General features: G+C 55.3%; 24 protein-coding genes and 1 riboswitch. Of the genes, 9 read left to right on the top strand and 15 right to left on the bottom strand.

The genetic code is table 11. From position 1 onward, the window contains the following. Positions 1-96: 96 nt before the first annotated feature. Entirely contained in the window at positions 97-915 is an 819-nt protein-coding gene (locus tag B2952_RS06350; RefSeq protein WP_290735433.1) for a menaquinone biosynthetic enzyme MqnA/MqnD family protein, read from the bottom strand. 82 nt (positions 916-997) lie between these two features. Here B2952_RS06350 and B2952_RS06345 point away from each other — a divergent pair, with 82 nt between their 5' ends. From B2952_RS06345 to pflA, 3 genes are read left to right on the top strand one after another with little or no spacing between them, the layout of a single operon-like run. After that, complete coding sequence (locus B2952_RS06345) at positions 998-1,285, top strand: hypothetical protein (RefSeq protein WP_173365044.1); 288 nt, start codon at positions 998-1,000, stop codon at positions 1,283-1,285. Between the two features lie 26 nt (positions 1,286-1,311). Then, complete coding sequence (locus B2952_RS06340) at positions 1,312-2,385, top strand: glycoside hydrolase family 5 protein (protein WP_290729349.1); 1,074 nt, start codon at positions 1,312-1,314, stop codon at positions 2,383-2,385. 36 nt (positions 2,386-2,421) lie between these two features. Then, positions 2,422-3,183 (top strand): pyruvate formate-lyase-activating protein, encoded by a 762-nt coding sequence (gene pflA / locus B2952_RS06335; protein WP_290735430.1) that lies wholly within the window; start codon positions 2,422-2,424, stop codon positions 3,181-3,183. A 1-nt stretch (position 3,184) separates the two neighbouring features. On the opposite strand, the gene B2952_RS06330 is transcribed toward pflA, so the two are convergent. The 3 genes from B2952_RS06330 to B2952_RS06320 form a co-directional block, all read right to left on the bottom strand. After that, positions 3,185-3,415, bottom strand: a complete 231-nt coding sequence (locus B2952_RS06330; protein WP_290725630.1) for a hypothetical protein — start codon at positions 3,413-3,415, stop codon at positions 3,185-3,187. Positions 3,416-3,626: 211 nt separating this feature from the next. Beyond that, positions 3,627-4,829, bottom strand: coding sequence for a type II secretion system F family protein (locus tag B2952_RS06325; RefSeq protein ID WP_173381011.1), 1,203 nt, complete (start codon positions 4,827-4,829; stop codon positions 3,627-3,629). Between the two features lie 3 nt (positions 4,830-4,832). Continuing rightward, entirely contained in the window at positions 4,833-5,900 is a 1,068-nt protein-coding gene (locus tag B2952_RS06320; RefSeq protein ID WP_173381012.1) for a type IV pilus twitching motility protein PilT, read from the bottom strand. Between the two features lie 53 nt (positions 5,901-5,953). Between B2952_RS06320 and B2952_RS06315 the strand changes: the two genes are divergently transcribed. Then, positions 5,954-6,469: a TlpA family protein disulfide reductase gene (locus tag B2952_RS06315; protein ID WP_290729356.1), complete on the top strand. Its 516-nt coding sequence runs from the start codon at positions 5,954-5,956 to the stop codon at positions 6,467-6,469. Positions 6,470-6,475: 6 nt separating this feature from the next. Here B2952_RS06315 and epmA read toward each other — a convergent pair whose 3' ends face one another. Together epmA and B2952_RS06305 are read right to left on the bottom strand one after the other, a co-directional pair. Beyond that, positions 6,476-7,432 (bottom strand): EF-P lysine aminoacylase EpmA, encoded by a 957-nt coding sequence (gene epmA, locus B2952_RS06310; RefSeq protein ID WP_290735425.1) that lies wholly within the window; start codon positions 7,430-7,432, stop codon positions 6,476-6,478. Positions 7,433-7,460: 28 nt separating this feature from the next. Continuing rightward, positions 7,461-8,846 (bottom strand): FISUMP domain-containing protein, encoded by a 1,386-nt coding sequence (locus tag B2952_RS06305; protein ID WP_290781536.1) that lies wholly within the window; start codon positions 8,844-8,846, stop codon positions 7,461-7,463. Between the two features lie 106 nt (positions 8,847-8,952). Here B2952_RS06305 and B2952_RS06300 point away from each other — a divergent pair, with 106 nt between their 5' ends. The 4 genes from B2952_RS06300 (at position 8,953) to B2952_RS06285 (ending at position 13,569) form a co-directional block, all read left to right on the top strand. Then, positions 8,953-10,191, top strand: coding sequence for an aminotransferase class V-fold PLP-dependent enzyme (locus B2952_RS06300; RefSeq protein WP_290735418.1), 1,239 nt, complete (start codon positions 8,953-8,955; stop codon positions 10,189-10,191). An 11-nt stretch (positions 10,192-10,202) separates the two neighbouring features. Continuing rightward, positions 10,203-11,036 (top strand): tRNA threonylcarbamoyladenosine dehydratase, encoded by an 834-nt coding sequence (locus tag B2952_RS06295; RefSeq protein WP_290735415.1) that lies wholly within the window; start codon positions 10,203-10,205, stop codon positions 11,034-11,036. Position 11,037: 1 nt separating this feature from the next. Continuing rightward, positions 11,038-11,472: a D-aminoacyl-tRNA deacylase gene (gene dtd / locus B2952_RS06290; RefSeq protein WP_290735413.1), complete on the top strand. Its 435-nt coding sequence runs from the start codon at positions 11,038-11,040 to the stop codon at positions 11,470-11,472. 102 nt (positions 11,473-11,574) lie between these two features. Further along, positions 11,575-13,569 carry a Gfo/Idh/MocA family oxidoreductase gene (locus tag B2952_RS06285; protein ID WP_290735410.1) on the top strand — a complete coding sequence of 665 codons (1,995 nt, stop codon included), beginning with the start codon at positions 11,575-11,577 and terminating at the stop codon, positions 13,567-13,569. An 11-nt stretch (positions 13,570-13,580) separates the two neighbouring features. Here B2952_RS06285 and B2952_RS06280 read toward each other — a convergent pair whose 3' ends face one another. Beyond that, complete coding sequence (locus B2952_RS06280; RefSeq protein WP_173381018.1) at positions 13,581-14,648, bottom strand: glucokinase; 1,068 nt, start codon at positions 14,646-14,648, stop codon at positions 13,581-13,583. Between the two features lie 107 nt (positions 14,649-14,755). Between B2952_RS06280 and B2952_RS06275 the strand changes: the two genes are divergently transcribed. Next, positions 14,756-16,582, top strand: a complete 1,827-nt coding sequence (locus B2952_RS06275; protein ID WP_290735407.1) for an FISUMP domain-containing protein — start codon at positions 14,756-14,758, stop codon at positions 16,580-16,582. A 28-nt stretch (positions 16,583-16,610) separates the two neighbouring features. On the opposite strand, the gene B2952_RS06270 is transcribed toward B2952_RS06275, so the two are convergent. The 8 genes from B2952_RS06270 to B2952_RS06235 form a co-directional block, all read right to left on the bottom strand. Then, positions 16,611-17,708 carry a tetratricopeptide repeat protein gene (locus B2952_RS06270; RefSeq protein WP_290735404.1) on the bottom strand — a complete coding sequence of 366 codons (1,098 nt, stop codon included), beginning with the start codon at positions 17,706-17,708 and terminating at the stop codon, positions 16,611-16,613. Positions 17,709-17,789: 81 nt separating this feature from the next. After that, positions 17,790-18,437 (bottom strand): energy transducer TonB, encoded by a 648-nt coding sequence (locus B2952_RS06265; RefSeq protein ID WP_290725605.1) that lies wholly within the window; start codon positions 18,435-18,437, stop codon positions 17,790-17,792. Between the two features lie 66 nt (positions 18,438-18,503). Further along, positions 18,504-18,908, bottom strand: a complete 405-nt coding sequence (locus B2952_RS06260; protein WP_072798016.1) for an ExbD/TolR family protein — start codon at positions 18,906-18,908, stop codon at positions 18,504-18,506. Positions 18,909-18,965: 57 nt separating this feature from the next. Beyond that, entirely contained in the window at positions 18,966-19,649 is a 684-nt protein-coding gene (locus B2952_RS06255; protein ID WP_072811763.1) for a MotA/TolQ/ExbB proton channel family protein, read from the bottom strand. 10 nt (positions 19,650-19,659) lie between these two features. Then, positions 19,660-21,183: a MotA/TolQ/ExbB proton channel family protein gene (locus tag B2952_RS06250; protein WP_290735401.1), complete on the bottom strand. Its 1,524-nt coding sequence runs from the start codon at positions 21,181-21,183 to the stop codon at positions 19,660-19,662. Further along, complete coding sequence (locus B2952_RS06245; RefSeq protein WP_290735398.1) at positions 21,180-22,025, bottom strand: DUF3450 family protein; 846 nt, start codon at positions 22,023-22,025, stop codon at positions 21,180-21,182. The genes B2952_RS06250 and B2952_RS06245 overlap by 4 nt, the downstream gene beginning before the upstream one ends. Positions 22,026-22,167: 142 nt before the next feature. Then, positions 22,168-23,631 (bottom strand): hypothetical protein, encoded by a 1,464-nt coding sequence (locus B2952_RS06240; RefSeq protein WP_290735395.1) that lies wholly within the window; start codon positions 23,629-23,631, stop codon positions 22,168-22,170. 67 nt (positions 23,632-23,698) lie between these two features. Then, positions 23,699-25,753 (bottom strand): TonB-dependent receptor, encoded by a 2,055-nt coding sequence (locus B2952_RS06235; RefSeq protein WP_290735392.1) that lies wholly within the window; start codon positions 25,751-25,753, stop codon positions 23,699-23,701. A gap of 5 nt (positions 25,754-25,758) precedes the next feature. Continuing rightward, a riboswitch (cobalamin riboswitch) is annotated at positions 25,759-25,950 on the bottom strand. Positions 25,951-26,005: the final 55 nt, after the last annotated feature.

Below are 26,005 nucleotides of genomic sequence, written 5' to 3'. Positions count from 1 at the left end.
CCTGGACTCCTTTTCCCCTAATCTATATTCTTGAGCCGACAAACGCCACTGCGACAACTCCGATTGGCCAAGAAGAGGCGCTTTCGCGCCCAAAAACTAGAGGAATTCGAGTTTCGGGGCGCTTTCGACAATCCCCTTTCGGGCGGCGAGTTCAAAAAACAGGGAAAGCGATTCCTTGCGCTCGTCGGTAAAACGGTAGTCGAGCACCCTGTAATAATCTTCCAGGACCCCGCGCGGAAGGTCGACCGGGTACCTGGCAAGCCAGCGATCGAGCGCGCCCGAGACATCGGCCCGGAAGCTCTCGATTCCCGCTTCCGTCTGCCGCAGGTAGTTTTCGAGCAGCGGTCTCAACTGCGGCACGAGCGCAGCCTTCGAGATGACCCATGCGCCAAACACGAACGGGAGTCCCTGCCATTCCTGCCAGAGCGTCCCGAGATCGTAGCTGTAGGGGAAACGACCGCGGGCGTTCTCTTCGAGCGCGAGGTCGCCAATCAAAAGGCAGGCATCGTCCGAGGCCTCTGCCGAAAGGCCTTCGCAGTAGAACGGCGAAACCCCGTAGCGCATTTCGAGAAGAATCCGCAGGAGCGCGACAGAGGTCCTGCTCTGCGACGTAAGACGGACGTTACGGCCACCGAGATCCTCTATCGGGAAATGCGAAAAGAGCTTGACCGAGCGGACCTCGAAGGAGCACGACGTGCAAAGCGACGGCGAAAGCACGAACGCCCCGGGTTTCTGCGCAAACGTAATCGACGATGCGGGAGAAAGATGGATCGTCCCTTCCTTGAGTCCCGCGCTATGGGCACTCGGCGGGCCGTCCACGAACTTCACTCCGGCACATTCATCTTCGCGTCCGAGAAATTCATGGAAAAACGGTGCACATACCAAAAAAGGGATTCGTCCAACCTGAAGGGGCATATAAAAAAATTAACTTTTATGCGGGGCCTCCTGCAAGGCCGCAAATACAAATCAACCGACAATAAGAGATGGCTAAGGTATAATGGCTGTATTTCGCGTGAAGAAAACATCTGTGGGTGCAGACGAGAAAAGCATCGTGTTCAAAGGCAAGATTCTCGAGGGGCCCATCAGCAAAGGCATGACCATTGAAATCCCGATTACCCCGGATATCAAGATTCCGGTGAAGATTTACGACGTAGTCCAGTTCGAAAACCAGAAGGACGAAGACAAGAAGGTCGGCCTCGTCGCCGATTTCTACGACCTTCCCGAAGACATGGAAGTCATCCTCGGGCTGAACATCGCGAACGAAGATTTGAACATCATCAACTAACCCTCAACTCATAGGACGACAAAACCATGAAAAAGGAAAGACTGCGCGGAGTGAATTTGGGTGGCTGGTTCAGTCAGGTCGACTGCATCCAGGAAAAAGACCCCGTCGGTTTCCCCGGGGTCGTCCAGCACATCAGAACCTTCCTCGACAAGAGCGATTTCAAGCGCATCCGCGAGGCGGGGTTCAACCACGTGCGACTGCCCGTGGACTACTTTAACTTGTTCAAAGGCGAGAACGACACGCCCGACGAGGAGGTCTTCGGGCTACTCGACAAGGCGCTCAAGGAAATCCAGGAATCGGACCTCGACGTCATTCTCGACCTGCACAAGTGCCCGGGTCACGATTTCCACCTGGGCTGCTCGACGGAACAGGCGTTCTTCGCCGACCCCGCCGCACGCAAGCGCGCCTGCAACATCTGGGCGTTCATGGGCGAACGCTACAGCGGCGAGCCCCGCGTGATGATGGAACTTCTGAACGAACCTGCCGGCAGCGACTCGAAGGTTTGGGACAAGGTAAAGGACGAGCTCTTCTGGGCCATCCGCAAGCACGCCCCGAAAAACACGATTGTCGTGGGCAGCAACAAATGGAACAGCGCGAAGGAATTCGAGTTCCTTACGCCGCTCGACGACGACAACGCCATCTACAGTTTCCATACCTACACGCCCGTGACATTCACGCACCAGGGCGCCGCATGGATCAGCGACCCGTTCTTCCACATCGAACGCCCGTGGCCCGGCGACTATGCCGCCCCGACGGGAGATGCAGAAACGCGCCTAAACGTGGAGTACGGCAAGTGGGACAAGGCGAGACTCCAGGCAAGCATCCAGAACGCGCTCGACTTCCGCGCGAAATACGACCTGCCGGTAAGCTGCAACGAGTTCGGCGTATACGTGCAGGTGCCGCGCCAGTACCAGATCGCATGGATGCGCGACTTCCTCGACATCCTGCGAGCAGCCGACGTGGGGTTCAGCTACTGGAACTACAAGAACCTCGACTTCGGGCTTGTATCGAAGGGCGAATCGCTGCACGAGAGCCTCGCGCAGTACAACAACCCCGAAAGGCTCGACCGCGAACTGATGGACATGCTCGCGAAGGGCTAGTTCCGACCGATCGAACTGCAGACGAAGGCAACCCGCATGGCAACAGGATTCATCAACAAGCTGGAATCGTTCGGCTCGGTCGACGGGCCGGGCATCCGCTTTGTCGTGTTCCTGCAGGGTTGCCCGATGCGCTGCAAGTTCTGCCACAATCCCGAAACGTGGGGCTTCGGCAAAGTAAACGGCGCCATCGAAATGACCGCCCGGGAGCTACTCGAAAAAGCTCTCCGCTACAGGACATACTGGGGCAAGGACGGCGGCATTACCGTCAGCGGCGGCGAACCACTCGCACAACTTGATTTCATGGTGGAGTTCTTCGAGCTTGCGAAAGCATCCGGAGTCCACACATGCATCGACACGAGCGGAGTCACGTTTAGGCGCTCCGGTGAAACATTCGCAAAAATCGAGCGGCTGATGAAGGCGACCGACCTTCTGCTCGTAGATATCAAGCACATAGACAACGTTGTCCATAAAGAACTCACCGGACACGGAAACGAAAACATCATCGACTTTTTCCGCTACCTGGACGAAATCCACAAGCCCATCTGGATTAGGCACGTGCTTGTTCCCGGAATAAGCGACGACGACGCTGCATTGGCGAAGACCCGCAAATTCATTGACACGCTCCATAACGTGGAACGCATCGACGTGCTACCCTACCACGCCCTCGCACTGGGCAAATACGCCGAACTCGGCATCGAATACGCGCTCAAGGACACGCAGTCTCCCTCCGCCGAGCGAGTCGCCAACGCCAACGCCCTCCTCGAAACCGAAAAGTACACCGGTTGGAAAAAGCAGTAATTTAGCGCCAGTGAAGCCATTTCGTCAAAGGAATGGCAACAATAAAATTGAAAATAAAATAAATTACGAAAACCCGAGGAAGTTCGCTTTCCGGAAGCGGCATCGTTGCACCGCCTCTCAATCCATACCCCACACCCTCTTGATCCATAATCACAAACATCACACTCATGAAAAGTGCGAACACAAAGCACTTGATAAAATTTTTTATAAAGTCTTTTGATTTCTGTGTCATCGTGGTGTACTAATATGAGTAAAGGCTAAAAGGCTTTTTGTAAAAACTCAATACTTAACTAAAACGAAATTTTGCAGAAAAACGAGTGAGGTTATTATCTAAAACCGAGATTTCGGCTAAAGCCTAGCGAGAGCAGGAACAACTCCGCGTAGCGTACAAACGTACGTGAGCAAAGCCGTGACGAACTATCGCGACAGTTTTGGACGAAAGATCACCCTTTAATCGCGTCGCCCATGCTGAACATCGGCATATACATTGCAATGAGAAGGCCGCCGACCGCGCCACCGAGGAACACGATAATCAAGGGTTCGATCATGCTCACGACGGCATCCACTGCGGCGTCCACTTCTTCGTCATAGAAGTCAGCTAGCTTCAAAAGCATGCCGCCCAAGTTACCGGTCTTCTCGCCCACGCCAGTCATCTGGATCACCATGGGAGGGAAAATGCCCACTTCGGCCATCGGGTCCGCGATGCTCTTACCGCCGGCGATACCTATCGAAATCCTTCCGATTGCCTTTTCGACGACCTTGTTGCCAGCCGTGGACGCAACCACCTTCAAGGCATCCATCACGCTCACACCTGCATTCAAAAGCGTACCGAGCGTTCTGGAGAAACTCGCCGTAGACGACTTTATCTGCAAGTCACCTATCTTCGGGACCTTCAAAAGGAACTTGTCAAATGCGAACTGCGCGGCAGGAATCTTCATCACGAGTTTCCAGCCGATAATCAGTGCGATGAGCCCGAGGAAGAGGAAGCCACCGTTGTTGAGCAAGAAGTCGGAAATGTTCATCACGACCTGCGTCGGGGCAGGGAGTTCGGCATCCAAGGCAGCGAACTGTTCGGCAAACGTCGGCACCACGAAAGTCATAAGCGCGATCACCACGACGATACCCACGATGATAACCATCACCGGGTAAGTAAGCGCCTTCTTCACCTTGCGCTTCAGTCGCATGCTGTTTTCCATCGTCTCAGCCAGACGCGCAAGAATCCCTTCAAGGATACCGCCCGCTTCGCCAGCCGCCACCATGTTGCAGTAGAGGGAGTCAAACACCTTCGGGTGCTGAGCCAAGGCATCGGCCAAGGACGAACCGCCGTTGATGGACTGGGTCACCTTGTGAATCACATCCTTCAATGCGGGGTTCTCGCACTGCTCTTCCAGAATGTTCAAGCACTGCAGCATCGGAAGACCGGCAGAGCACATGGAAGAGAACATACGCGTAAAGCGGGTCAAGTCCTCATGCTTGATTCCGTTGCCGATGTTAATCTTGATTTCCATCGGCTTTTTCTTCAGCTTCACAATCGTGAGGCGGCGGCGCATGAGGAGCGCTTCGGCCTCGGCCTTGTCCTTCGCTTCGAGAGTTCCCTCAAAGTTGTTGCCCTGTGCGTTTTGCGCCTTGTACAGGAATTCTGCCATAAGTTAGACTCCTTCCTTCACGAACAACTGTTCCAGCTGGTCCGGGCTCGGAGAACGGGCGAGCGCCTCGAAACGGTCGACCTTGCGGTTTTTCACCAGTTCGCAAAGGCACATGTTCATCGTATTCATGCCGAACTTCTGGCCAATTTCGATCATGGATTCAATCTGGTGCACCTTGTCGTCGCGAATAAGCGCACGGATACCCGGAGTCACGTTCATGACTTCGTAGGCCATCACGCGGCCGCCGCCAATTTTCGGGATAAGCGTCTGGCATATCACGCCCTGGAGCACGAACGAGAGCTGCGTACGCACGGTCTGCTGTTCGCCCTTCGGGAACGCGTCGATAATACGGTTGATCGTCTGCACACAGGAGTTGGTATGCAAGGTCGCGAAGGCCAAGTGACCGGTTTCTGCAATCGTCAAGGCGCAACGCATGGTCTCGTTATCGCGCATTTCGCCGATGAGCACCACGTCCGGGTCCTGACGGAGGGCCATCTTCAGGGCAATCGCAAAGCTGTTCGTATCGCTACCGACTTCGCGCTGGTTGATCATGCATCCCTGGTGCTTGTGCAAGAACTCGATCGGGTCTTCTACGGTCAGGATATGGTCGTGACGTTCCTTGTTGATCTTGTCGATCATGGCAGCGAGCGTTGTCGACTTACCGGAACCGGTAGCACCCGTCACCAGCACGAGGCCGGAGGGTCGGGTCGTGAATTCGGCCATGATCTTCGGGAGGCCAAGTTCCTTGAAAGTCTTGATTTCAAGCGGAATGATACGGAGGGCAAGCGCCACGCAACCACGCTGCAGGTAAGCGTTCGCACGGAAACGCGCCAGGTTCGCGATACCGAAAGAGAAGTCGCATTCCTTGTTCTGTTCGAACGACTTCTTCTGGAGTTCGTTCATCAGGCTATACGTCATGCGCATGGTCTCGTCCGGTTTCAGCTTGTCCTCGCCGATGGGGGTAAGCTTGCCGGAAAGACGGACGAGCGGAGGGGAACCTGCGGTTATATGCAAGTCAGAAGCCCCGCGTTTAACCATTTCAGAAAGAAGATCTTGAATATTATACGCCATATCAAAGAATATAACTTAAAACAGCGCGAAAAAAAAATAAATTCTTTATGGATATGCAGATTAAATCCTATAAAACTGCCGGAATTCTGGCCTTGATCGCCATTTTGTGCGCCATTTTCCTTGCCTACAGGGAAAACGCGAAGCCTTTCCAGCAGATGCCCGATTCAATCGAGAACTTCGACGCAATCAGCATCGACGGCGGGAAAACCACGTTCCAGGCAGAAAAGGGCAAGGCGACACTCATCGTGCTCAGCGCTAGCTGGTGCCCCGCATGCATCGCTGAGCTGCCGACGCTGAAAAAACTGCACGACGAATTTTTCGACGACGGTTTCCGCATCCTCATGGTAAACGAAGACGACAACATAAAAATCGCCTCCCGGTTCAAGAAGAAGTACGACATGCCATGGGTCATGGTGCACTGGAACTACGACCTCATGAACATGCTCGGCAACCCGCGGGTCATCCCGGTAAGCTACCTTCTGGATGAAAAAGGCGGCATCGACTACATCGAAGCGGGAATCATCGAAGAACACCGCATGAGGCGCGCGATAAAGGCGCTTGTCAAATAAGACGCATCAGGCAATCGGGCTCGGGAACAGGATCACATCCTTGATTTCTTTTTTGCCGAGGGCAAGCATAAACAAGCGGTCAAGCCCGAGCGCCACGCCCGAGCAGGCCGGCATCCCGGATTCCAGGGCGGACAAGAAATTTTCATCGACAGGCGGAAGCGGTTTCCCCATCTGGCGGCGGATGTCGAGATCCGACTCAAAACGTCGACGCTGTTCGGCGGCATCGGTGAGTTCCGTATAGCCGTTGCAGAGTTCCACGTTATCCATGAAGAGTTCGAATCGGCGCGCCCAGGTGTGGCCATCTTCCCCGACAAACGTCTGCGCAAGCGCGGCCTGCGACTGCGGGTAGTCGAGGATGAATTCGGGGCCGTTTTTCGCAAGGGCAGGTTCCACCATGAAGACCATCAGGTAATCCCACCAGTCTTCGCGGGCCATCCGTTCCGGGCCTTCGGGAACGGGCACGCCGCCGGATTCGCACGCTCGAACAAAGTTGTCCAAATCCTCGCAGAACGGGTCCACTCCCGCATAATTCTTGAACGCGTCTATCCAGCGAGTGCGATGGGCCTTGACAGGGCTTCCGACTATTTCGGACACGAGCGCTTCCACCTCGTCCATCAGTTTCTCCTGCGGCATGCCGACGCGATACCACTCCACCATGCTGAACTCGTTGTTGTGGTGGCTTCCGAATTCATCCTTGCGGAAGGACTTGGTTATCTGGAATATGTCCCCGAAACCGGACGCCAGCAGGCGCTTCATGTGGAATTCGGGACTCGTCATGAGGAAGCGCGCCGGCCGACCGTTCACCTCGAAATAATCGAGCTGGGGGTCGGTACCGCCCGCATTCGAGAGCACAGGAGTCTCGACTTCAAGCACGCCGCGGCTTTCAAAGAAGGCGCGCACCTTGCCCATCAAGGCTTGGCGCCTTATCCAGGAATCACGATTGCAAGTAGGAGCGAAGGACATGGCGAGCTCCTTCATCATCCATCAATCATCATTTATTCATCACGCAACGCACGGAAAGCCAGAAGTCCTTGTCGGCAGGCATCGACGTCACGTTCTTATCGGAGCTGAACATCGACTTCGCAAGGCCGCGGCCGTCCGCAAGCTGCTTCTCGGTCCAGAAGTAGGCCCCTTCGCCCTGGATAACGAAGTTCATGTTCTTGTTGGCATAGCCGCCGAACAGTGCGGTAAACGCATAATCGTCGCTGCCGTTGCTGCGGAGCTTCTCGGCAGCCACGTCCGTGCCGCCAGCGAACGCTTCGAGGGACTTCCAGTCTTCTTCCGTCGAGAGATGGGTACCTTCGGGACAAGCGACCTTGGCGGCTCCCTGCGTATAGAGCTTGCCATAGGCCTTGCAGTTGTCTTCCTCGCGTTCATAGCAAACGGAGCTGCCTTCCATGGCGAAATTCAGGTTCTGGACAAACCACTTGGTTCCACCAATATCCTTGACCCTATATTTCTGATTGTCGCGAGGGTCTACAAATTCTTCGAACACCGGGCAGCGGGAACCATGTCCCTTCGTCGCAAGGATTGTTTCCACTTCGGACGGCCAAACCGCACAGAAGCGGAAAAGTTCGCTGCCAGGAAGCGGAGTCCCTGCAGCCTTGTGGCTTTCAACCCAGCGGCTCACGTAACCAAGACCGATAATAGCCGTATCCGGAATCGAGAGCGCCTTTGCGCTATTCTGCATAATCGTCGCAAAGCGGCCCGCTACAGATTTCGGAGATTTCCAGAAGGCCTCCGGCAATCCCTTGCGGAGCTTTTCGAACAAGGGAGACGGACGCGGAGCGTTGATAGTCGTGTCGGAAACAAAGCGTTCCGGCTTGGTTTCGCACAGGGCCTCGCGTGCGGCATCGAGCGTATTGTGAGCCTGTTCAAAACATTCTTCCATGCATTCGTTGCGGGCGCGGCCCTTCTTCGGGCACGGGACCCAGAGGGACGTATCGACAAGCATCTTGATAGGCTTCGCAAAAGCCTTGACCTTGACAGCCGCTTTTACAGCCGCTTCAAGCAGGTCAATCGCCCTGGCGTTTCCATTTTCGCCATCCAGGAGCAAGAGCGAGATGACCTCGTTACAGGCTTCCATCGCATTCGGATTGGAGCAGGTGTGCGTCCCGTAACCATAGGCAAACTGAGTCGGGCAGTTGGCAAAAGACTCGTCGGGATTCTTCTTGAAAATTTTTTCGTAGACCTGGACAGCCTCGTTCGGAGTGAGCTTTCCACAGTACACGTCCTCGACTTGACCTTTTTTCACCATTTTCTGGGCGGTCGCCAAATCACCGGCATCGATGGCGGCATGCAATTCATCCTGGGCAAACACACCCGTCGCAAAAACGGATACCACAGCAAGGGCCAATATCTTACGCATATTTTTCATACTGTCCTCTCTTTCGTTTCGTTCCAATATAGCAAATCAACCTTTCGCAACCGAGTCCACCCCTAAAAAAAGCGCCGAAGAGCCGAACTTTTCTACATTTGGGCCCATGATTGATGCAAATATTGACGCAGAAAAAATCCGTAGCGAATTTCCGATGCTTGTCGCAGGCGATAAGGATGCAAAGCCCCTTGCCTTTTTGGATAGCACGGCCACCACGCAAAAGCCCGCGTGCGTCATCGACGCCATGGACGACTTTTACCGCGAACACTACAGTTCCGTAAAGCGCGGCGTGTACCGTCTGAGCGCCCGCACCACCGAAGCGTTCGAAGCAACGCGCAAGAATGTCGCAAAATTTATTAACGCAAAAACCGAAGACGAAATCGTATTCACCCGCGGCACCACCGAAAGCATCAATCTGGTGGCGTGGAGTTACGGCCGCAAGTTCTTCGAGGCGGGCGACGAGATTTTGATTAGCGGTCTGGAGCACCATGCAAACATCGTGAGCTGGCAGCTCGTTGCCGAAATGAAAGGCGCGAAAATCAAGGTGATTCCCGTTTTGGACAACGGCGATCTGGATTTGGCAGCACTTCCCGGGTTGTTGAATGCGCGAACCAAGATGGTGGCCGTCACCCACGTGAGCAATTCCGTGGGCACCGTGAACCCGATTGCTGAAATTATTGCCACCGTGCGAGGTCTCGCCCCGCAGGCAAAGATCCTGATTGACGCCGCCCAAAGTTCAAGCCACATCAAGATTGACGTGCAAAAGTTGGACTGCGATTTTCTCGCCTTCAGCGGACACAAGATGTACGGCCCGACAGGCGTGGGCGTACTCTACGGCAAGTACGAAGTTCTCGACAGTATGCCCCCCTGGCATGGTGGCGGCGAGATGATCAAGAACGTGACTTTTGAAAAGACGACTTACGCCGACGTTCCCGCACGTTTCGAGGCAGGCACGCCCATGATTGCCGAAGTCATCGGGCTCGGCAAAGCCATCGAATGGATTAATACAGTAGGCATTGAAAACATTCGCAAGCACGAAGAAGAAATCACGAACTACGCGCTGGAACAGCTCGCGCAAATTCCGCAGGTAAAAATCTTCGGGAACCCGAAGGAACGCGGCGCCCTCATCAGCATCACGCTGGACGGCATCGCTGTAAGCGACGCCGCCATGATTCTCGACGAAGAAAACGTTGCGGTGCGTAGCGGGCACCACTGCGCCCAACCCGTCATGGACCGCTTCGGCGTTGACGCCACGCTTCGACTCAGTTTCGGAGCGTACACCCTGAAGCGCGACATCGACCGCTTTGTCGCAGGCATCAAGCGCGTTCTCCGACTCTTCGGCTAACCGGGACTCGTATGGGAATCGAGAAAGGCATCTTCAACCGCACATCGCTCCTGCTCGGGGACGACGTGATGGGCAACATCTACCAGAAGCGCGTCATCATCTTCGGTCTCGGCGGAGTCGGCAGCTGGTGCGCCGAAAGCCTGGTGCGTTCCGGCATCAAGGAACTCGTACTCGTTGATTCAGACCGCGTGTGCGTCACCAACGTGAACCGCCAACTGATGGCCACCACGAAAACCGTGGGGCAAGTCAAGGTGGACGTGCTGAAAAATCGCCTACTCGAAATCAACCCGCACGCCAACATCGTAGCACTCCAAGACATCTACGAAGAAGCGAATACGGACAAATTCCAACTGGACACCTTCGACTACATCATCGATGCCATCGACAGCCTCGAAAACAAGATGCAGCTGTTGTGGCACGCCACGCGCACCAAGGCCACGGTATTTTCTTCAATGGGGGCAGCCCTCAAGATGGACCCCACACGAATCAAGGTCGCCGAATTCTGGAAAGTCGCCGGTTGCCCGCTCGCCCGCGCGCTCCGCGATAAGTTCAAGAAAAAGAAAATGGCGCTCAAGAAAAAAGTGCTGTGCGTCTACAGCGACGAACTCCTGAAAAACCGCGGCAAGAATTCCTCTTGTGGCACAGACGCCTGCATGTGCCCCAAGGTGCGCCACGAAAGAAGCGAAGCCGAACTCCAGAATGCAAACCTGGTCGATCACGAATGGTGCAGCAGTAAGGCGCAAATCAACGGGACCATGGCACACTCCACCGCTATTTTTGGATTCATGATTGCGGGCCTCGTGATGCAGGACATCTATCAAAAAGCTTTAGCAAGCACAAAGTAATATGAAATTCCTGATTCAGCGCGTCTTGAACGCCCAAGTGGATATCGATGGGCAGACTGTCGGCAAAATCGGCAAGGGCTACATGATTCTCATCGGCGTAGGCGAAGACGATACCCGCGAAATCGCCGACAGGCTCATCCGCAAGATGCTTGCGCTGCGCATCTTTGCCGACGAAAACGGCAAGACGAACCTTTCCATCAAGGACGTCGGCGGCGAGCTCCTGCTCGTCTCGCAGTTTACGCTGTACGCGAACTGCAACAAGGGCAACCGTCCCACATTCAACGGCGCCGGCAACCCGACACTCGCAAACGAGCTCTACGAATACATCGTTGCCGAGTGCAAAAAAGAAATCCCCGTCGTACAAACAGGGAAATTCGGCGCCGACATGCAGGTGAGCCTCACCAACGACGGCCCCTTCACGATAATGTTGGAATAAAAGCCCCTACACAATCCCCAAAAATGGCGTTTACACGTGAGTCCATTTATATGGTCGCAAGCGGTGTTTTATTTTCAGAAATAAGTTTATATTAGTATAACAATGAAAACGGTTATAAAATTTGCAATTCTCGGATGTGGCCATATCGCCACGAAGATGGCCACTGCGGTCAAGACACTTGAAAAGAACGGCATGGGCGTGGAATGCTACGCAGTCGCTTCGCGCACGCTCGAGAAAGCGAAAAAGTTCGCCGATGATTACGGATTCAGCCGCGCATACGGCAGTTACGAGGAACTCGCGAAAGATGCGGATGTCGACCTGATTTATATTGCGACCCCGCATTCAGAACACTACAGCAACATTCTGCTTTGTCTGGAACATGGCAGGAACCTGCTCGTGGAGAAGGCCTTTACCGCGAATGCGCTAATGGCATCGGAAGTACTAGCCCTTGCCGAAGAGAAAGGCGTATTTATATGCGAGGCCATGTGGACGCGATTCCTGCCTGCGGTGCAGATGGTAAAGGACTGGATTCTGGCAGGGAAGATCGGCAAGGTCGAAAGCGTGGAGGCCGACTTCTCGATGCCGCTTTCGCATATCGGACGCCTGCACAAGCCCGAACTTGCGGGCGGTGCACTGCTGGACCTGGGCATTTATAGCCTTACGTTTGCGGATATCTTCTTGACTGACCCGAAAATTTGCAAGGGGATCCCCGCCTCCGCGGGGATGACATCGGGCGAGGAACGTGCGGGGATGACATCGGACGAGGAACGCGCGGGGATGACACCGGGTGGGGAATACGTTGCAAACCACATCGTAGAGACGAAGACGAAGTGCGTCAAGTTCCATACGGGCGTGGATGCGACCGACTGGATTGACCTCGTATATGCGGGCGGGCAAGTCGCACACCTCAAGACCTCGATGGTGGCCCCTCTCAAGAACGAGGGCGTCATTTACGGTTCCGAAGGCTTTATCCGCGTGCAGAACCTCAACGACATGGAAGAAATCCAGCTGTTCGATGTCGCCGGGACGCTCGTGGAATCGGTAAAGCCGCCCCGCATCGAAAACTGCTACGAATATGAGGTGCTGGGCTGCAAGGCGGCCCTCGAGAAGGGACTCAAGGAATGTCCCGAGATGCCGCACGCCAAGACCATGCAGATGATGACGCAGATGGATAACCTCCGTGCCGCATGGGGAGTAAGCTACCCGTTCGAGCTCAGTCCGGGCGAAGTCTGGGATCGCAGCGGCGACAAGTCCTTCCTCGAAATTTTTGACGTCGAGACCGGCGAATCTAGACTGCTCAAAGAATTCGACAAGGTCATCGAGGCGCCGAACTGGAGCGCCGACGGCAGGTTCCTCACGTTCAACAGCGAAGGCCGCATCTACAAGATTGAAATCGAAAGCGGCAAGGTGACGGAAGTCCCGAGTTACTTTGTCAACAACTGCAACAACGACCACGTTCTCTCTCCCGACGGCGAGGGGCTCTACGTGAGCCACCACACCAAGGAAGACGGGCTTTCGCGCATCTACAAGATTTTCTTCGACGGACGCATGCCGGAACTCGTGACCCCGCTTGCCCCGAGCTACCTGCACGGCGTCACCACCGACGGCAAGATGCTCGCCTACTGCGCCGAACGCAACGGAGAATACGACATCTACACGATTCCTGCTGCAGGCGGGAACGAGACGCAGCTCACGACCGCATTCGGACTGAACGACGGCCCCGAATATGACTGCGACGGTGAATACATCTGGTTCAATTCAGTGCGCAGCGGCCGCATGCAGGCCTGGCGCATGAAGGCCGACGGTTCCGAGCAGACGCAGATGACATTCGACGCACACTTGAACACCTGGTTTCCGCACATTTCGCCCGACCGTACAAAAGTCGTGATGCTCGCCTACCACGAGCGCGACGTACGCCCCGGCGAGCACGTTCCCAACAAGAACGTGGAAATCCGCCTGATGACAGGGTGTGACGAAACAGGCTGGAGTGAGCCCCGCACGGTTCTGCAGCTGTTCGGCGGCCAGGGAACCATCAACGTGAATTCATGGTCCCCCGATAGCCGCAGTTTCGCCTACGTGCGCTACGAGAAAAAATAGACGCCCGCAGATTACTTCTGCAAGTTGAGGCTCGCGTTCGCGGCGCCGTACAGGCTGATGCTGTAATCCTTGATGATGTACACCGGAATCTTGTTCAAGAGCGGACGGATGTTCGGGTTGTAGTTTTTCTCGAAATACTTCATGAACAGGTTGTCGCGCTCGAGCCAGCGCAGGTCCTTCTGCACCGTACCGCCGGCCAGGTAGAGGCCACCCAGGGGCAGGAACAGCGTAGAAGCGTCGCTTGCGAAGCGGGCGAGCATCTTCACGAACAAGCGCATCATCTCGGCGGCCACCGGGTCGGTGTCGCTCGCGCGGCTGATGTACTTCGGGCGATCGTTGGGTTCCGTTTCTTCAATCTTCTTGAAAGCCTCGTTGTCGGGAACGCCGCGGGTTTCCTTCCACCATTCGTACATGTTACGGAGCCCCATGCCCGAGACGAGCGGTTCCACGCCGGGCACGGTGCCAATCTTCTTTTCCATGTAATCGTGGAATTCCTGCGAATCCTTGTCGAAGGGGGCGAAGGTAGAATGCCCGCCTTCCGAAGAAGCGGGGATGTACTTCTCGCCGTCGAACGCGAGGAAGCCGACACCCATGCCGGTACCCGGGCCAATCACAGCCTTGGTCGCCTTCTGCGGGGCGGGTTGGCTGCCGTCGGTATGCGTGAGCTTGAAAATCTGCTTGGGGTCGTCCACGTCCAAGGTCGGGATGCCGTAGCTGATGGCCATGAAGTCGTTGATGACAAGCGTCGGGATGCCGGTCGCCGCAGTGAGGGCGTCGCCATCCACGCTCCACGGGAGGTTCGTCATGACGCACTTGTTGTTCGCCACCGGACCCGCGGCACTGATGCACACATGACTGGGCTTGAGGTCGGCACGGTTTTCCGCGGCGAGCTTGAGCGTCTCGCGGATAGGAGCGTCGAGCCCATCGATATCCTTGGAGGGGCACACCGTCTCGAGAATCAGCGTGAACTTGCCATCCTTGTAGCCCACAAGGCCAAGGTTCGTGTTGGTGCCGCCAATATCGCCTGCAAGAACGAGGCGGTCAAACTTTGCATCGGGATTAAGCCATTTGATTTCCATAATAAAAACTCCGGTAATTACGGAATGAATATAGGAAAAACGGCAGCGCTAAACCGACGAATCCAACATTTTAGGTATATTTTATGCAGGATGATAAAGGAGGATGAATGAAACATTCTGTGTTTAGACACTTGCCCGGCCTGTGCGTTCTAGCCACGACAACGATATTTTTTACCGCCTGCAGTGACGACGACGATTTCTCCCCGGTTTCGAAGAACCGCGGGTACGACTATGCGTTCAAGTCAAACAATGGATTTGCGGATTACCCGTGCAACGAGATGCGCGAGGGCCGCGAGGCGATTGTCGGACGCGACAAGGAAAGCTACTTCTGCGAGTTCGACGAGATTGACTCCGTGTATATCTGGGCTGGCTACAACGATACACTCACGGCCAAGGGCAAGGAGTTTGTCCGCAAGAATGTTTCAAGCAGTTCACGCGAGTCGAGTAGTTCTGGAGACGATGACTCCAGCAGCTCGCAGTATTCGTCGAGCTACAGTTCTTCAAGCTACAGTTCGTCGAGTTCGTCGGCAAGGTCGAGTAGTTCCTCGCTGAGTTGGGAAGAACTCAAGCCACGCCTCACAGAAAAGGGCGAACAGTTCAATCCGGACATCGATTACGGCACCATGACCGACCCGCGCGACGGCAAGACGTACAGGACCGTGGATATCGAGGGAACAATCTGGATGGCGGAAAACCTGAACTACACCGGTCACGAAGTAGGTAAGTCCTATTGTTTTAAAGGTGACGAGGATATCTGCAAACTGTATGGCCGCTTTTATAGCCGCGATGCCGCGATGAATAGTTCAAAATGCGAGTATGGAGCTAGCTGTTTATTAGGGAACGATCCTATTCAAGGCATCTGCCCGGACGGATGGCATATCCCGACATATTCCGAGACGCAGACGCTGGTAACCCTTGCCGGCAAAAAGGCTCAACCGCTGATGTCGACGATAGGATGGGGAACCGAGGATTCGCTGTACATCAATCCTGGGATCGATACGTACGGGCTCTCCTTCGTGGGAACGGGACAATATGATACCAAGGACGGTTACAATGACATCGGCGAATTCACATTCATGTGGGTCTATTACCAGTCGAGCGACATGTATTACCTTCTCATAAGGGGAAAAGACAACGAGGCGTTCATCAATGATTTCGACGGCTACGAGTCGAACTTCTCCGTCCGTTGCGTGAAGGGTGACGGCGTCGTACCGGTTTCGTCGAGCGAGAGCTCTTCAAGCGCAAAATCCTCGAGCAGCGTTTCGTCCAGTTCCGTGAGCAGTTCATCGAGAACCAAGCAGGCAGGCGCCGAGCCTCTCCTGGAAGCCGCTGACGAGCAGTTCAACCCGGACATCGAATATGGCACCATGACGGACTCGCGCGACGGCAAGACATACAAGACCGTAAAAGTCGGTAGTGCAACATGGATGGCGGAGAACCTGAACTACGCCGGCAACGAAATTGGAGTATCTACCTGTTTCAACGACGACGACCGTTTCTGCGAACTATACGGTCACTTTTATAGCCGCAGCGCGGCGATGAATTCCTCCAGTTGTGCCTATAAATCTTCGTGCGACCTGGGTACCGGCCACATCCAGGGAATCTGCCCTGACGGGTGGCATATCCCGACAAATAAGGAGGCGCAAGACCTTGTAAATCTTGCTAGCGGACACGCACTCCCGTTGATGTCGGCAAAGGGATGGAAAACAGGAATTACACCCGGGACTGATACATACGGGCTCTCCTTTGTGGGCGCTGGATGCTATTGCAGCGATGATGGATTCCATTCTTTGGGTGAATATGGACGTCTATGGGTATATTATGCATCCTCGACCCAATACTACATTGTAATAAGGGGATTAGAAAATGAAGCGGAAGTATGGGACTATAACGACGAAGAGTGCTATAACCCAGTCCGCTGCGTGAAGGATTAAAATTTGTCCGGCTCACTCGCCGGACTTTTTAGTTCTTCTCGAATTCCATGATGTCCGCCTGCACGGTGATATCGTCGGGGAAGTACTTCTGTGCGACTTTCAGCAGGCGGAGCGCCTCGTCGTCACGCTTTTCGGCATGGGCGTCGTAGGCCATGTTCTTGAACCCGTAGACAGATTCCGCGTTGCCCTGTTTTGCCGCAAGTTCGTATGCGGATTCGGCGCGGTCAAGGAACTTCGCGTCGTAAGCGAGATTCCCGAGGAATATGGCGGCATCGCTGAAATCCGGCTTGATTTGTACCAGGTTGTTGAGCACGTCCATCGCGATAAACGGCTTGTTGTCTTCGGCGAGGACGTCTGCTAGTTTGTACATGGTAGCGGTATCGTCAGGGCGGACGCCCAGTGCTTCGCGATAAGCGGCGGCACTTTCTTCGAACTGCTTGTTCAGGCGGTACACGTCGCCGAGATACACGAGAAAATCGACTTCGTCGGGGTGCGCGGCGTAGCCCTCGCGGATAACGGCTACGGCGCGCTCGAAATCGTTCAGCGCGATGTTCGCCTCTGAAAGCTGGTAGACGATGCTTATGTCTTCCTTGTCGAGCTGGTAGGCCTTCTCGATGGCACGCAGCGCGCCGACCGCGTCGCCGGTTTTACCGTAGGCTTCGCCGAGGTAAAGCCAGCCCGAAACGTTTTCGGGCTCCAGTTTCAACGCCCTGTGGTACGCCGCCACGCATTCCGGGTACTGCTTGAGCCTAAAGTACACGCTCGCCATGTTGAAAAGCGCAGGGGAAAACGCCCCGTTCGAGAAGTCGATAGCCTTGCGGTACGTGGCGGCGGCATTCGGCAGGTCGTTTTGCTGGTAGTAGCTGTTCGCAATGTTGAAACTGGTGGCGACGGGGTCCGCACCTCGGGATTCCGCCTTGCGGTAGAGCGTGATGGCCTGCTTGAATTTGCCATCGCGGTAGAGGGCGTTCGCGCGTTCCATCAGGTCGTATGCGGATTGCGCCGCGAAGGAGAAGGTAGCGAGAAACAGTAAAATAGACGATAGACGAAAGACGATAGACGATAGATGCGCAGAACGTGAACTGCCCATCAATCCGTTACACTTGTTTATCATTCCATTCATCATTTTCAAGCTCTTTGCGCGAAGCGCCATTATAAATCTTTCGTCTTTCGTCTGTAGGCGCAACGCGCCGTTCTTTCGTCTAAATCAGTCCCTGAACTTCACTTCGAAAGGCTGTTCCATGCCGCAGAAGGGCACCGCCTTGCCCGCCTTTTCGGCCGGCGCGAACGTCATGCGCGATAGCGCCTCACGGCCGGCGGCGGCGAGCCCGGAACCTGAGGGAGATTCCTCCAGCACCTTGATATCGTAAGCCTTGCCGTTCACGTCCACACAAAAACTGAGCCGCAGCATCGCATCGATTTCGCGGTCACGGATCTGCGGGGGCACCTGAAAGTTCGGATACGCCCTGCTTTCGGGTTTCTTGTCCACGTCGCCCTTTTCGGTCGAAAGCGCCCCGCCGCGGAAATCGGCCACCATGTCCTCGCTCACGGCGGCGCCGGCGTTACCCGATGCCGTCCCGAGATTCATCGCGAAACGCGGCCCCGCCTTCGGGGAACGCGAATTGGACTTCTGGCGGTCGGGCTTGCGCGCGGGCTTTTTCTTCTCGACCTTCTTCTCGACTTCTTCCACCTTCTTCACGGCAATTTCTGTCTTGTTGTACTTCTTCTCGTGAAACACCTTGCCCGTCAAGAAGAGGTTCGCCATCGTCACAGAGAACACGAGCGCACAGCTCGCGAGGATTGCCGCGATGAGGATAGCAAAACGCTTCAACAATTTCTTAAAGAACTTCAACATCACAAATTCCTAGATACAGCTCCTGCAACTTCGTGCCACGCAATGCGCTCAGGATGACGCTTTGCGTCACTCCGCCTGCGCCGCGATGGAGACCTTCTTCACTCCGGCCAGGTTGCACATGTCGATTACCTGCACGAGCACGCCCGTCTCGGCACCCTTATCCGCAATCACTACGGCCTCGCGGTCGGGCGCCTTCGCGAGCGACTGCTTCAAGATATCCTGCAGGCTCGCGAGATCCACCTGCCGCTCGTTCATGTGGATTGTCCCTTCGCGCGTAATCGCAATCAAGAGGTTTTCCTTCTCGAGCTGGCTTGCAGACTGTGCCTGAGGCTTCGTCACGTCCACGCCCGTCTCGCGGGTAAACGAGGAAGTGACCACGAAAAAGATGAGGAGGATGAACACGATGTCCATCAGCGGGCCCATCTCGATACCCATATCCTTCTGCTTTCTTCTCGGCAAGTTGAATTCCATAATAAATCCTTCATTCCTGGATTGCCACGGCTTCTTTCGAAGCCTCGCAATGACGAATCACGGGCACTTCCTCTCTACAAAATAATTCTCTATAACAGTCGCGCCGAGTTCCATCTTCTGGCGCAGCATTTCTACGCGCTCGTCCAGGCGCTGTTTCAGGAGCGTGAGCGGGAATGCCACCAAAAGCCCGCTCTGCGTCGAGATGAGCGCCTCCGAGATACCGTCGGCCATGAGCACCGGGTTCTGGTTCCCGTACAACGTAATCACCTCGAAGGTAGAAACCATTCCCGTCACCGTGCCGAGCAGGCCCAGCAACGGCGCCGCAGATGCCATCACGGATACGATATGGTTTCCCTGCTCCATGTAGCGCACCGTCTTCATCATGCGCACCTGCATATAGTCACGGAAGCCCTCGGGATTGGTGCTCGCGACGTCAATCGCATAGCAGAGTTCCCGCGAGAGGAGCCCACCACGCTTGCGCAGCCTGCGGAGAGCCTTCTTCACGCTGGGCGGTTCCGCATTCTTCTCGTCTTCCTCGATTCCGCCGTTCAGGTCCACGCGCATGCGCTTGATGACCTTGTGGATGTCGGTGCGGAAAAAGTCGCTCCCGATGCGGAACCAGCTCGAAAACAGGTAGTAGAAACCCACGACACCCGCCAGGAGAATCGGGAGCATCACCACGCCGCCGGCATGGTACGTATTCTCGAGCGACTCGATAAGTATGTAGTGGGTGTTAGTCATGGCGCGGAACTTATTCTTTCTTCCCGAAAATGCGGTTCAGGAGTGCGGTGCTCTGCACGTACATCTCGCTCGTGACCTTCTCGATTTTTTCGCTCAGGAGGCCGTGCAATATCATCACGGGGATTGCAATCACGAGGCCCGTTTCCGTAGTCACGAGAGCCTCCGAAATGCCGCCCGCAAGCACGCGAGCGTCGTTCGTGCCCACCTCGGTAATCACCGTAAAAAGCGTGATGATACCCGTGACCGTACCGAGCAGGCCGAGCAGCGGGGCAATCGAGCCCATCGCGGCAAGGAGCCCCATGCGGCGTTCCAGTTTCGGCTGCTCGCGGAGCAATGCCTCCTGCAGGGCGCGTTCCGCATCCTCGCGCTTGTCGCGGGCGCGGTTCAGCACCGCAAATAGCACCATCGAGAGGCTCGTTTCCTTCTTGAGGCAGAGACCAGCCGCATCCTCGTAGCGGTTCTCCTTCACGAGGGCGTCGAGCTTGCGGTTGAACCTGCGGCTCAGATGCCCGCGGTAGCTGAGCACCAGGAAGCGCTCCAGGCAAAGCAGCAGCGCGAAAATCGCCACCAGCATGAGCGGGTACATCACGATACCGCCCTTCTTGAAGAACGCCTGGAATTCCTCGCGCCAGGTAAGTTCCTTCGTGTCGGTAATCGCATTCTTGACCGCCTTGTTCTGCAATACATCCAGCGGGATCGTGACAACTTCGGAAGCCCCCGAGGCTTGCGATACGGCCTGCTTTATATTCGCGGCCATCTCCGGAGGGAGCGTCGCATTCCATTCGAATATCTTGCCCTGCAGCGCACCCGAGCGGAGCAGCGCCTGCACCTCGCCGTTATCCTGCGCGACCTCGCCCAAAAAGACCGTACCCAGGCGCAAGCGGTTCACGTTCACGTCGGGGCGGTTGCCCACCTGCGAAGTCTCGCGCCCGTAGAACTGCGTGTAGGTCAGTTCGTGACGCAGCAGCAAGTCATTCATAAAATTCTGCACCGCGCCGACCGTATTCGGCACCTTCTTCTCGGCATCCTCGGAAGCCTGCTTCAGGCGGATCAGGCGTCCGTTCATTCCCACCGGGTAGTCGCCCATCACGTCGCCGAGAGTCTTGTCAATCGAAAGCTTCACCTGCGTATTAAGCGCATCGTACGCCGACTCGTCGGCCTGCGCCTTCTCCTCGGCATCGCCCGTCATGTTCCTGCTCGCCATGACCTCCTCGTTCACGCGGCCAAGATCCGTCGAGAGCTTGGAATAGCGGCCGTCAAGTTCACGCGATGCCGCCTGGTGCTCCTCGGTCAACTGAGATTCGGCATAGCGCTTGCGCCAGTGTTCCGCCTCGAGTTTCTCGAGCGAGTCCGCCTTCTGCAGGCGAATGCGGGTAAGCGCCTCCACCTCGCGCTGCAAGCTGCGCACCTCTTCCATCTGCAGGGAATCCTTGATGCGCGCCTGGTCCTCGGCGGTAGACTTCTTTTCGTCCGATGACCACGGCCAAGCGAATGCGGATGTGGCACACAAGAGAACTGCGATTATCTTCTTCATTTTTCACCTCCCACGATAGAGAGGCTTACGGGCAACTTCACAATCTGGGGAGGCTTCTTCGCCTGCTTCACGTCGAGCGCGAGCTTCACCGCCGCGCGCTCCTCCAGGTTCAATTCCTCGTTCCATTCGTATGCGACTTTCCCGTCCACGACCTTGCGCACCAGCGCACCGAACACCGTGCCGTTGTCATCGCTGTAGACCATCCACTGGTTCCCGATTCTCAGAATCGAGGCGTTGATGAGTTCGCCGTTCTTGCGGGTGAGCGGGCTGTTTATTATGGCCACCTCGTCGCCGAACTTCGTCTCTTCGGCAATGAGCGACTTGAGACGCGAAAAGCCCTCCTCCTCGCTCGCGTTCCCGCTCTCGATATCGCGGGTCAGGGACTTTACGCGATCGAGCCTGCTTTCGAGTTCCCAGGGTACCGTCTGCGCCACCTGTGACTCGAGCCTCTTGCTGATGCCCGCAAGTTCAGCGCGCAACGCCTTGCGCTTTGCGGCCACGTTGTCCGTGCGATTCTTCGCGCGGGCCTGCTTGTTGCGTTCCGTCTGGAGTTCGCCCGCAACCGCCTTTATCTTCACGTTCAGGCTGTCGATTTCGGCACGGCGGCGTTCCGTATCGGCCTTGTAGCGCTGTTGCAGTGTCCTGTAGCGGGAATCGTCCGCCTTGAGCATCGAATCCGTCGCCGAGATCTGGCGATTCAGCTTCTGGATTTCGGAATTCAGCTTTTCCTTCTCGAGCTTCAGGTCCTGAATTTCGGAAGCGCGGTCAGCAAGGGCCGGGCCCGAAACAAGCAGCACCATGAGCACCCAATGCACGAGGGGCAAGAATTTCAATCTTTTCATAACTTTCCAAATGAATTAGATATCAAAATTACATTATTATAACACCTAAACCCGCCAAAAGTGTCACCGCAATAGAAAAAATACCCCACAGGACAGCCTGCAGGGTTATTGACCGATTTGCCGGACTTAATTTTTTTACAAATTACTCCACGACTTCGACTTTCTTGGCGCTGAGTTCCTTCGTATCGATGGAAGAAATCGTAGAGCCGTCCGTAAGCGAGATCTTGCGGATTTCACCGACATCATACATGGCAACCCAGGCGGTGTTATTGTCGATAGCCACGATATCATAGGGATTGTCCTTGTTAAGAGCGGCCTGCCAGGCAACCGTCTTGGCGCTAGCGTTCACTTCAGCAATGCTACCCTTGTCGCCACGGTCCAGCACTATCAGCTTGCCATTCACATTTCTAATGACAGCGTCGGCAGAGAACTGAATGCGATCTTCATCATTGAATTCACCTTCTTCAAACCAGTACAGGGCACCAGAGCTATAGTCCGAAACATAGACGAACAGTTCTCCACCTGCGACGGTAATGCTGTAAGGCTGATAGAGGAACTCATAGGGTTCTTCAGATGTCAACGAGGTAAACGTCGTTCCATCATAGGCGCGAACACCCATGTCACTCGCTTCGAAGGTTGTCAAATCCACGACGCCACGGTCACCAATGTAAAGGAGGTTTTTATTGGCATCATAGAACAATCCGCCAGTCGCATCAACCTCCTTGCCAACGCTCTTCACAGACTTGCTCGCCAAATCAACTTCTACAACAAAGACATCACCATAAGCCCTGTAAACAGCGACATAGGCCTTGCCTTCCTTAGCATTCACTTCCATGAGATTCACGCCACCACCGAGTTCCGCGCCGCTTACCCAAAGTTCAGACTTTTTGTTCTTCAGGTCGATTTTTTCGATACCGCGGTTATCATCGGCATCAATACCCCATGTAACAGGATTGTATTCGCCCTGAGTACCCACGTACACATTACCCTTCACGACCTTGACAGCCATCGGGTTCTTGGTCAGAAGCGGAATCGTATCAAGAAGGGTTCCATCGCTCAACTTATACATGGCGAGAAGGCCCGGTTCCTTGAAATCTGCACCGCCAGTAACCGGAACATAGCGCTGGAACACGGCAAAAAGCGTATCGCCAGAGACTTCTAGGTCTGCGGCGTTCGGCGTTTCGGAAAGGTAGGTTACCTTCAGTTCGACAGAACTGCTCGATTCCGGCTCTTCGGAAGAACTGCTTTCGGCTTCGGAGGAGCTGGATTCAACCTTTTCACTAGAACTGGACTTATCGTCCTTCTTCGCAGAGCTGCTGGACTTTTCATCCTTCTTGCTGGAGCTGGACTTGGCGTCCTTTTCGCTCGAGCTAGACTTTTCGTCCTTCTTGACAGAGCTGCTCGACTTGGCCTTCGAAGAGCTGGAAGACTTCCCCTTCACGGAGCTGGAGCTCTCGTCGTCGGAAGCGCTGCTGAGATCATCGTCCAGACAGCTTTCGTTCTCGAGGCAATCCACGCCGGTGCTCGAGCTGTTGTCGTCACCGCAAGCGCTCATGAAGAACGCAAGCGACATTGAAGCAAGTAATGTGAGTATTTTCTTGTTCATGGTTTGTCCTTTCTGGCTTTACGCAATTACTTTGTCATAACCCTATGTACTCGGTAATGCGCGGGGGCTAGAACCCCTGTATGAGTGTAAACCTGTATTCTCGACCGGGCGCCGGGAAGGGCGTATAAATATTGCGATACGTCTCATCCGAAATGTTGTCTACCACGAATATAACCTGCGTCTTTTCCCACGGCTGCCATGCGAGCGAAGCGTTGTAACGGGCAACCGGAGGCTGCCTCGTGAAATTCAAGCGGTCACTATAAATCCGCGTCCTGTACGTGGCCTGGAAAATGGCCCTCAGGTCAAACGGCAAGAAGAACGTGCCCTCGGCAAAATAGCTGTGCACAGGTTCGCCCGGCAACAAGTTTCCGTTGTAGGCCCTGTTCGCGCCGTCATCACGCGGGTCCTGGATAGTCCCGCGCAGCACGGTCTGGAAAAATTTCGCCGGACGGCTTTCCAGTTCGAGTTCCACCCCACGGATAAGCGACTTGTCGACATTGAAGGCCTTCATCAAGTTGGTACTCGTAATCCAGTATATACCGTTCTCGACATGGTTCTCGAAATAGGTGGCACGCAATACCGAACGGTTCTTCGGGGTAGCAAACGAAAGGCCTGCCGCAAAACGCAAGGCCGATTCATCCTTGAGCGTGGGGCTAGAAAGGGTTCCCGGATACACGCCGTAGAGTTCCATCAGCTGCGGCTGCCTGTAGAAGCGCCCGAACGAGACGTTGCCGCCGATCCAGGAATCCTTCTTCCCGAGTTTCGCCTGCACCATTCCCGCAAGGCTCAGGTCACGATCCGTCGCCTCGTCCACCACCGCAGAGCCCGTAGTCATCAGCACCTGGCCGCCACCGATATCGTCGTACGTTTTGAGGATGTTGCCTTCGGCAAAAAGCGAGAACCAATCCGTAAAGTTGTATTCCGCATTGCCCGCAATCGAACCCGCGAGGCGTTCCAGTTCAAACTTCTTGAGCGTACCACGCGATTCCCAGAGTTCCGCGCTACCCGCAAGGCGCAGGTAAGCCTCGAACTTGTCCAGCAAGAGATTCGCCGACATTTCGGGAATAACCCTGTAGCCCGCAAGCCCGTACTCCCTGAAATCCTTCGAGAGGAATCCAATCTTATCGAGCGGGTAATACGACGAGGACATGTTCTTCTCGAACTTGCCGGTAACACCCGCCGTCAGGAGCAAGATGTCGGCAACCGTCGGAAATTCCAGGCGGTAAGCCACCTGCATCATGTCGCCCGTAAATTCCGCCACGAAGGTCTGCAGATCTTCCAGGCCCGGGTTCCCCGCCTGCGTGTGCAACGCGCTTGCAGACAAAGTAGAGAAGAACCCGTTCCCGTGGAGCATGCGGTACTGGAAGCTGCCGGAATATTCCGTGAACTCCGCGTTCCTGCGCCTGTCCTTGAAATCGTCCTCGTCGTTATAGAGCGTGCCGTTGCGGTTTTCAAACTCGTAGTCGTTGTCGCTGTGGCGCATGGATGCCGTCGCGGAGAACTGCACGCTGTCCTTGACGCTCGCTGAAACCTGCACGGAACCCTCGAACGTGTTGTGCGAACCGAAACTCGCGATGACGCGCCCCTTCGGGTTCTTGCCGCTATGCAGCGCATCCTTGGTCACGAAATTAATTGCACCGCCAAGGCCCGCGCCGCCGAACTTCGCCGGGACCCTGTCCTTGTAGACCTCTATCCTCTCGATATTGTTGAGGTCGATCGCCCCCAGGTCGGCAGCACCGCCGCCCGCATCGTTCAGGGGAATGCCGTCGATGCAGACAAGCACGTTACGCGCGGCAATCCCGCGGATGGACACCGTCTGGAAACTGCCCATGCCGCCCTGCTTGTAACCCTGGATGCCCGAAAGCGATGAAATGACTTCGGAAGCCGAAAGGCCTAGGCCCTCCCATGCGGAAGGCGTAATTTCCATGTAGTCCGTTCCCGGATTTTCTGTCTCGGCGATAGCGTAGGATTCGACCTCCGAAACGCCCAGGTCCTGCACGGGCGCGGACTCATCGACAGTGGTTTCCTTGGAAGACACGGAAACTTGCGCATGGGCACTAGCCCAAGCACAGCACAAAAACACCGCATACATCGCGGCTTTGCAGAAAGATGTCGTTCGCATCGTTCCTCAACATCACGTTTCCCGCAGTTCTTCTGGCTCGGGGATCATCCTACTCCCGGCTCCTTCACATGCGATTTCTCGCACATTGGTTCATACCGGTTTCGTCCTCCCTTACAGCGGCGCGACCGCCCCCGGCTTTCACGGGGTTCTCTCCTTGCGGGCAACCGGGGCCGCCTGCAAGAGCTTTTCAGGGCACAGGAAACTTTTTCGCCAAATATAAAAAAAGGGCATCGCCTTTTCAACGAATACGCA

The organism is Fibrobacter sp. UBA7003 (assembly GCA_002449765.1).
Classification (GTDB): Bacteria; Fibrobacterota; Fibrobacteria; order Fibrobacterales; family Fibrobacteraceae; genus Fibrobacter.
Note: the sequence above shows the minus strand (reverse complement) of the source record. Positions and strands in the feature narration are given on the sequence as shown.

Coding starts and splice junctions, on each gene's coding strand:
- B2952_RS06350 (WP_290735433.1), bottom strand. CDS start 915: ATGCCCCTTCAGGTTGGACGAATCCCTTTTTTGGTATGTGCACCGTTT.
- B2952_RS06345 (WP_173365044.1), top strand. CDS start 998: ATGGCTGTATTTCGCGTGAAGAAAACATCTGTGGGTGCAGACGAGAAA.
- B2952_RS06340 (WP_290729349.1), top strand. CDS start 1,312: ATGAAAAAGGAAAGACTGCGCGGAGTGAATTTGGGTGGCTGGTTCAGT.
- pflA (WP_290735430.1), top strand. CDS start 2,422: ATGGCAACAGGATTCATCAACAAGCTGGAATCGTTCGGCTCGGTCGAC.
- B2952_RS06330 (WP_290725630.1), bottom strand. CDS start 3,415: ATGACACAGAAATCAAAAGACTTTATAAAAAATTTTATCAAGTGCTTT.
- B2952_RS06325 (WP_173381011.1), bottom strand. CDS start 4,829: ATGGCAGAATTCCTGTACAAGGCGCAAAACGCACAGGGCAACAACTTT.
- B2952_RS06320 (WP_173381012.1), bottom strand. CDS start 5,900: ATGGCGTATAATATTCAAGATCTTCTTTCTGAAATGGTTAAACGCGGG.
- B2952_RS06315 (WP_290729356.1), top strand. CDS start 5,954: ATGCAGATTAAATCCTATAAAACTGCCGGAATTCTGGCCTTGATCGCC.
- epmA (WP_290735425.1), bottom strand. CDS start 7,432: ATGTCCTTCGCTCCTACTTGCAATCGTGATTCCTGGATAAGGCGCCAA.
- B2952_RS06305 (WP_290781536.1), bottom strand. CDS start 8,846: ATGAAAAATATGCGTAAGATATTGGCCCTTGCTGTGGTATCCGTTTTT.
- B2952_RS06300 (WP_290735418.1), top strand. CDS start 8,953: ATGATTGATGCAAATATTGACGCAGAAAAAATCCGTAGCGAATTTCCG.
- B2952_RS06295 (WP_290735415.1), top strand. CDS start 10,203: ATGGGAATCGAGAAAGGCATCTTCAACCGCACATCGCTCCTGCTCGGG.
- dtd (WP_290735413.1), top strand. CDS start 11,038: ATGAAATTCCTGATTCAGCGCGTCTTGAACGCCCAAGTGGATATCGAT.
- B2952_RS06285 (WP_290735410.1), top strand. CDS start 11,575: ATGAAAACGGTTATAAAATTTGCAATTCTCGGATGTGGCCATATCGCC.
- B2952_RS06280 (WP_173381018.1), bottom strand. CDS start 14,648: ATGGAAATCAAATGGCTTAATCCCGATGCAAAGTTTGACCGCCTCGTT.
- B2952_RS06275 (WP_290735407.1), top strand. CDS start 14,756: ATGAAACATTCTGTGTTTAGACACTTGCCCGGCCTGTGCGTTCTAGCC.
- B2952_RS06270 (WP_290735404.1), bottom strand. CDS start 17,708: ATGATGAATGGAATGATAAACAAGTGTAACGGATTGATGGGCAGTTCA.
- B2952_RS06265 (WP_290725605.1), bottom strand. CDS start 18,437: ATGTTGAAGTTCTTTAAGAAATTGTTGAAGCGTTTTGCTATCCTCATC.
- B2952_RS06260 (WP_072798016.1), bottom strand. CDS start 18,908: ATGGAATTCAACTTGCCGAGAAGAAAGCAGAAGGATATGGGTATCGAG.
- B2952_RS06255 (WP_072811763.1), bottom strand. CDS start 19,649: ATGACTAACACCCACTACATACTTATCGAGTCGCTCGAGAATACGTAC.
- B2952_RS06250 (WP_290735401.1), bottom strand. CDS start 21,183: ATGAAGAAGATAATCGCAGTTCTCTTGTGTGCCACATCCGCATTCGCT.
- B2952_RS06245 (WP_290735398.1), bottom strand. CDS start 22,025: ATGAAAAGATTGAAATTCTTGCCCCTCGTGCATTGGGTGCTCATGGTG.
- B2952_RS06240 (WP_290735395.1), bottom strand. CDS start 23,631: ATGAACAAGAAAATACTCACATTACTTGCTTCAATGTCGCTTGCGTTC.
- B2952_RS06235 (WP_290735392.1), bottom strand. CDS start 25,753: ATGCGAACGACATCTTTCTGCAAAGCCGCGATGTATGCGGTGTTTTTG.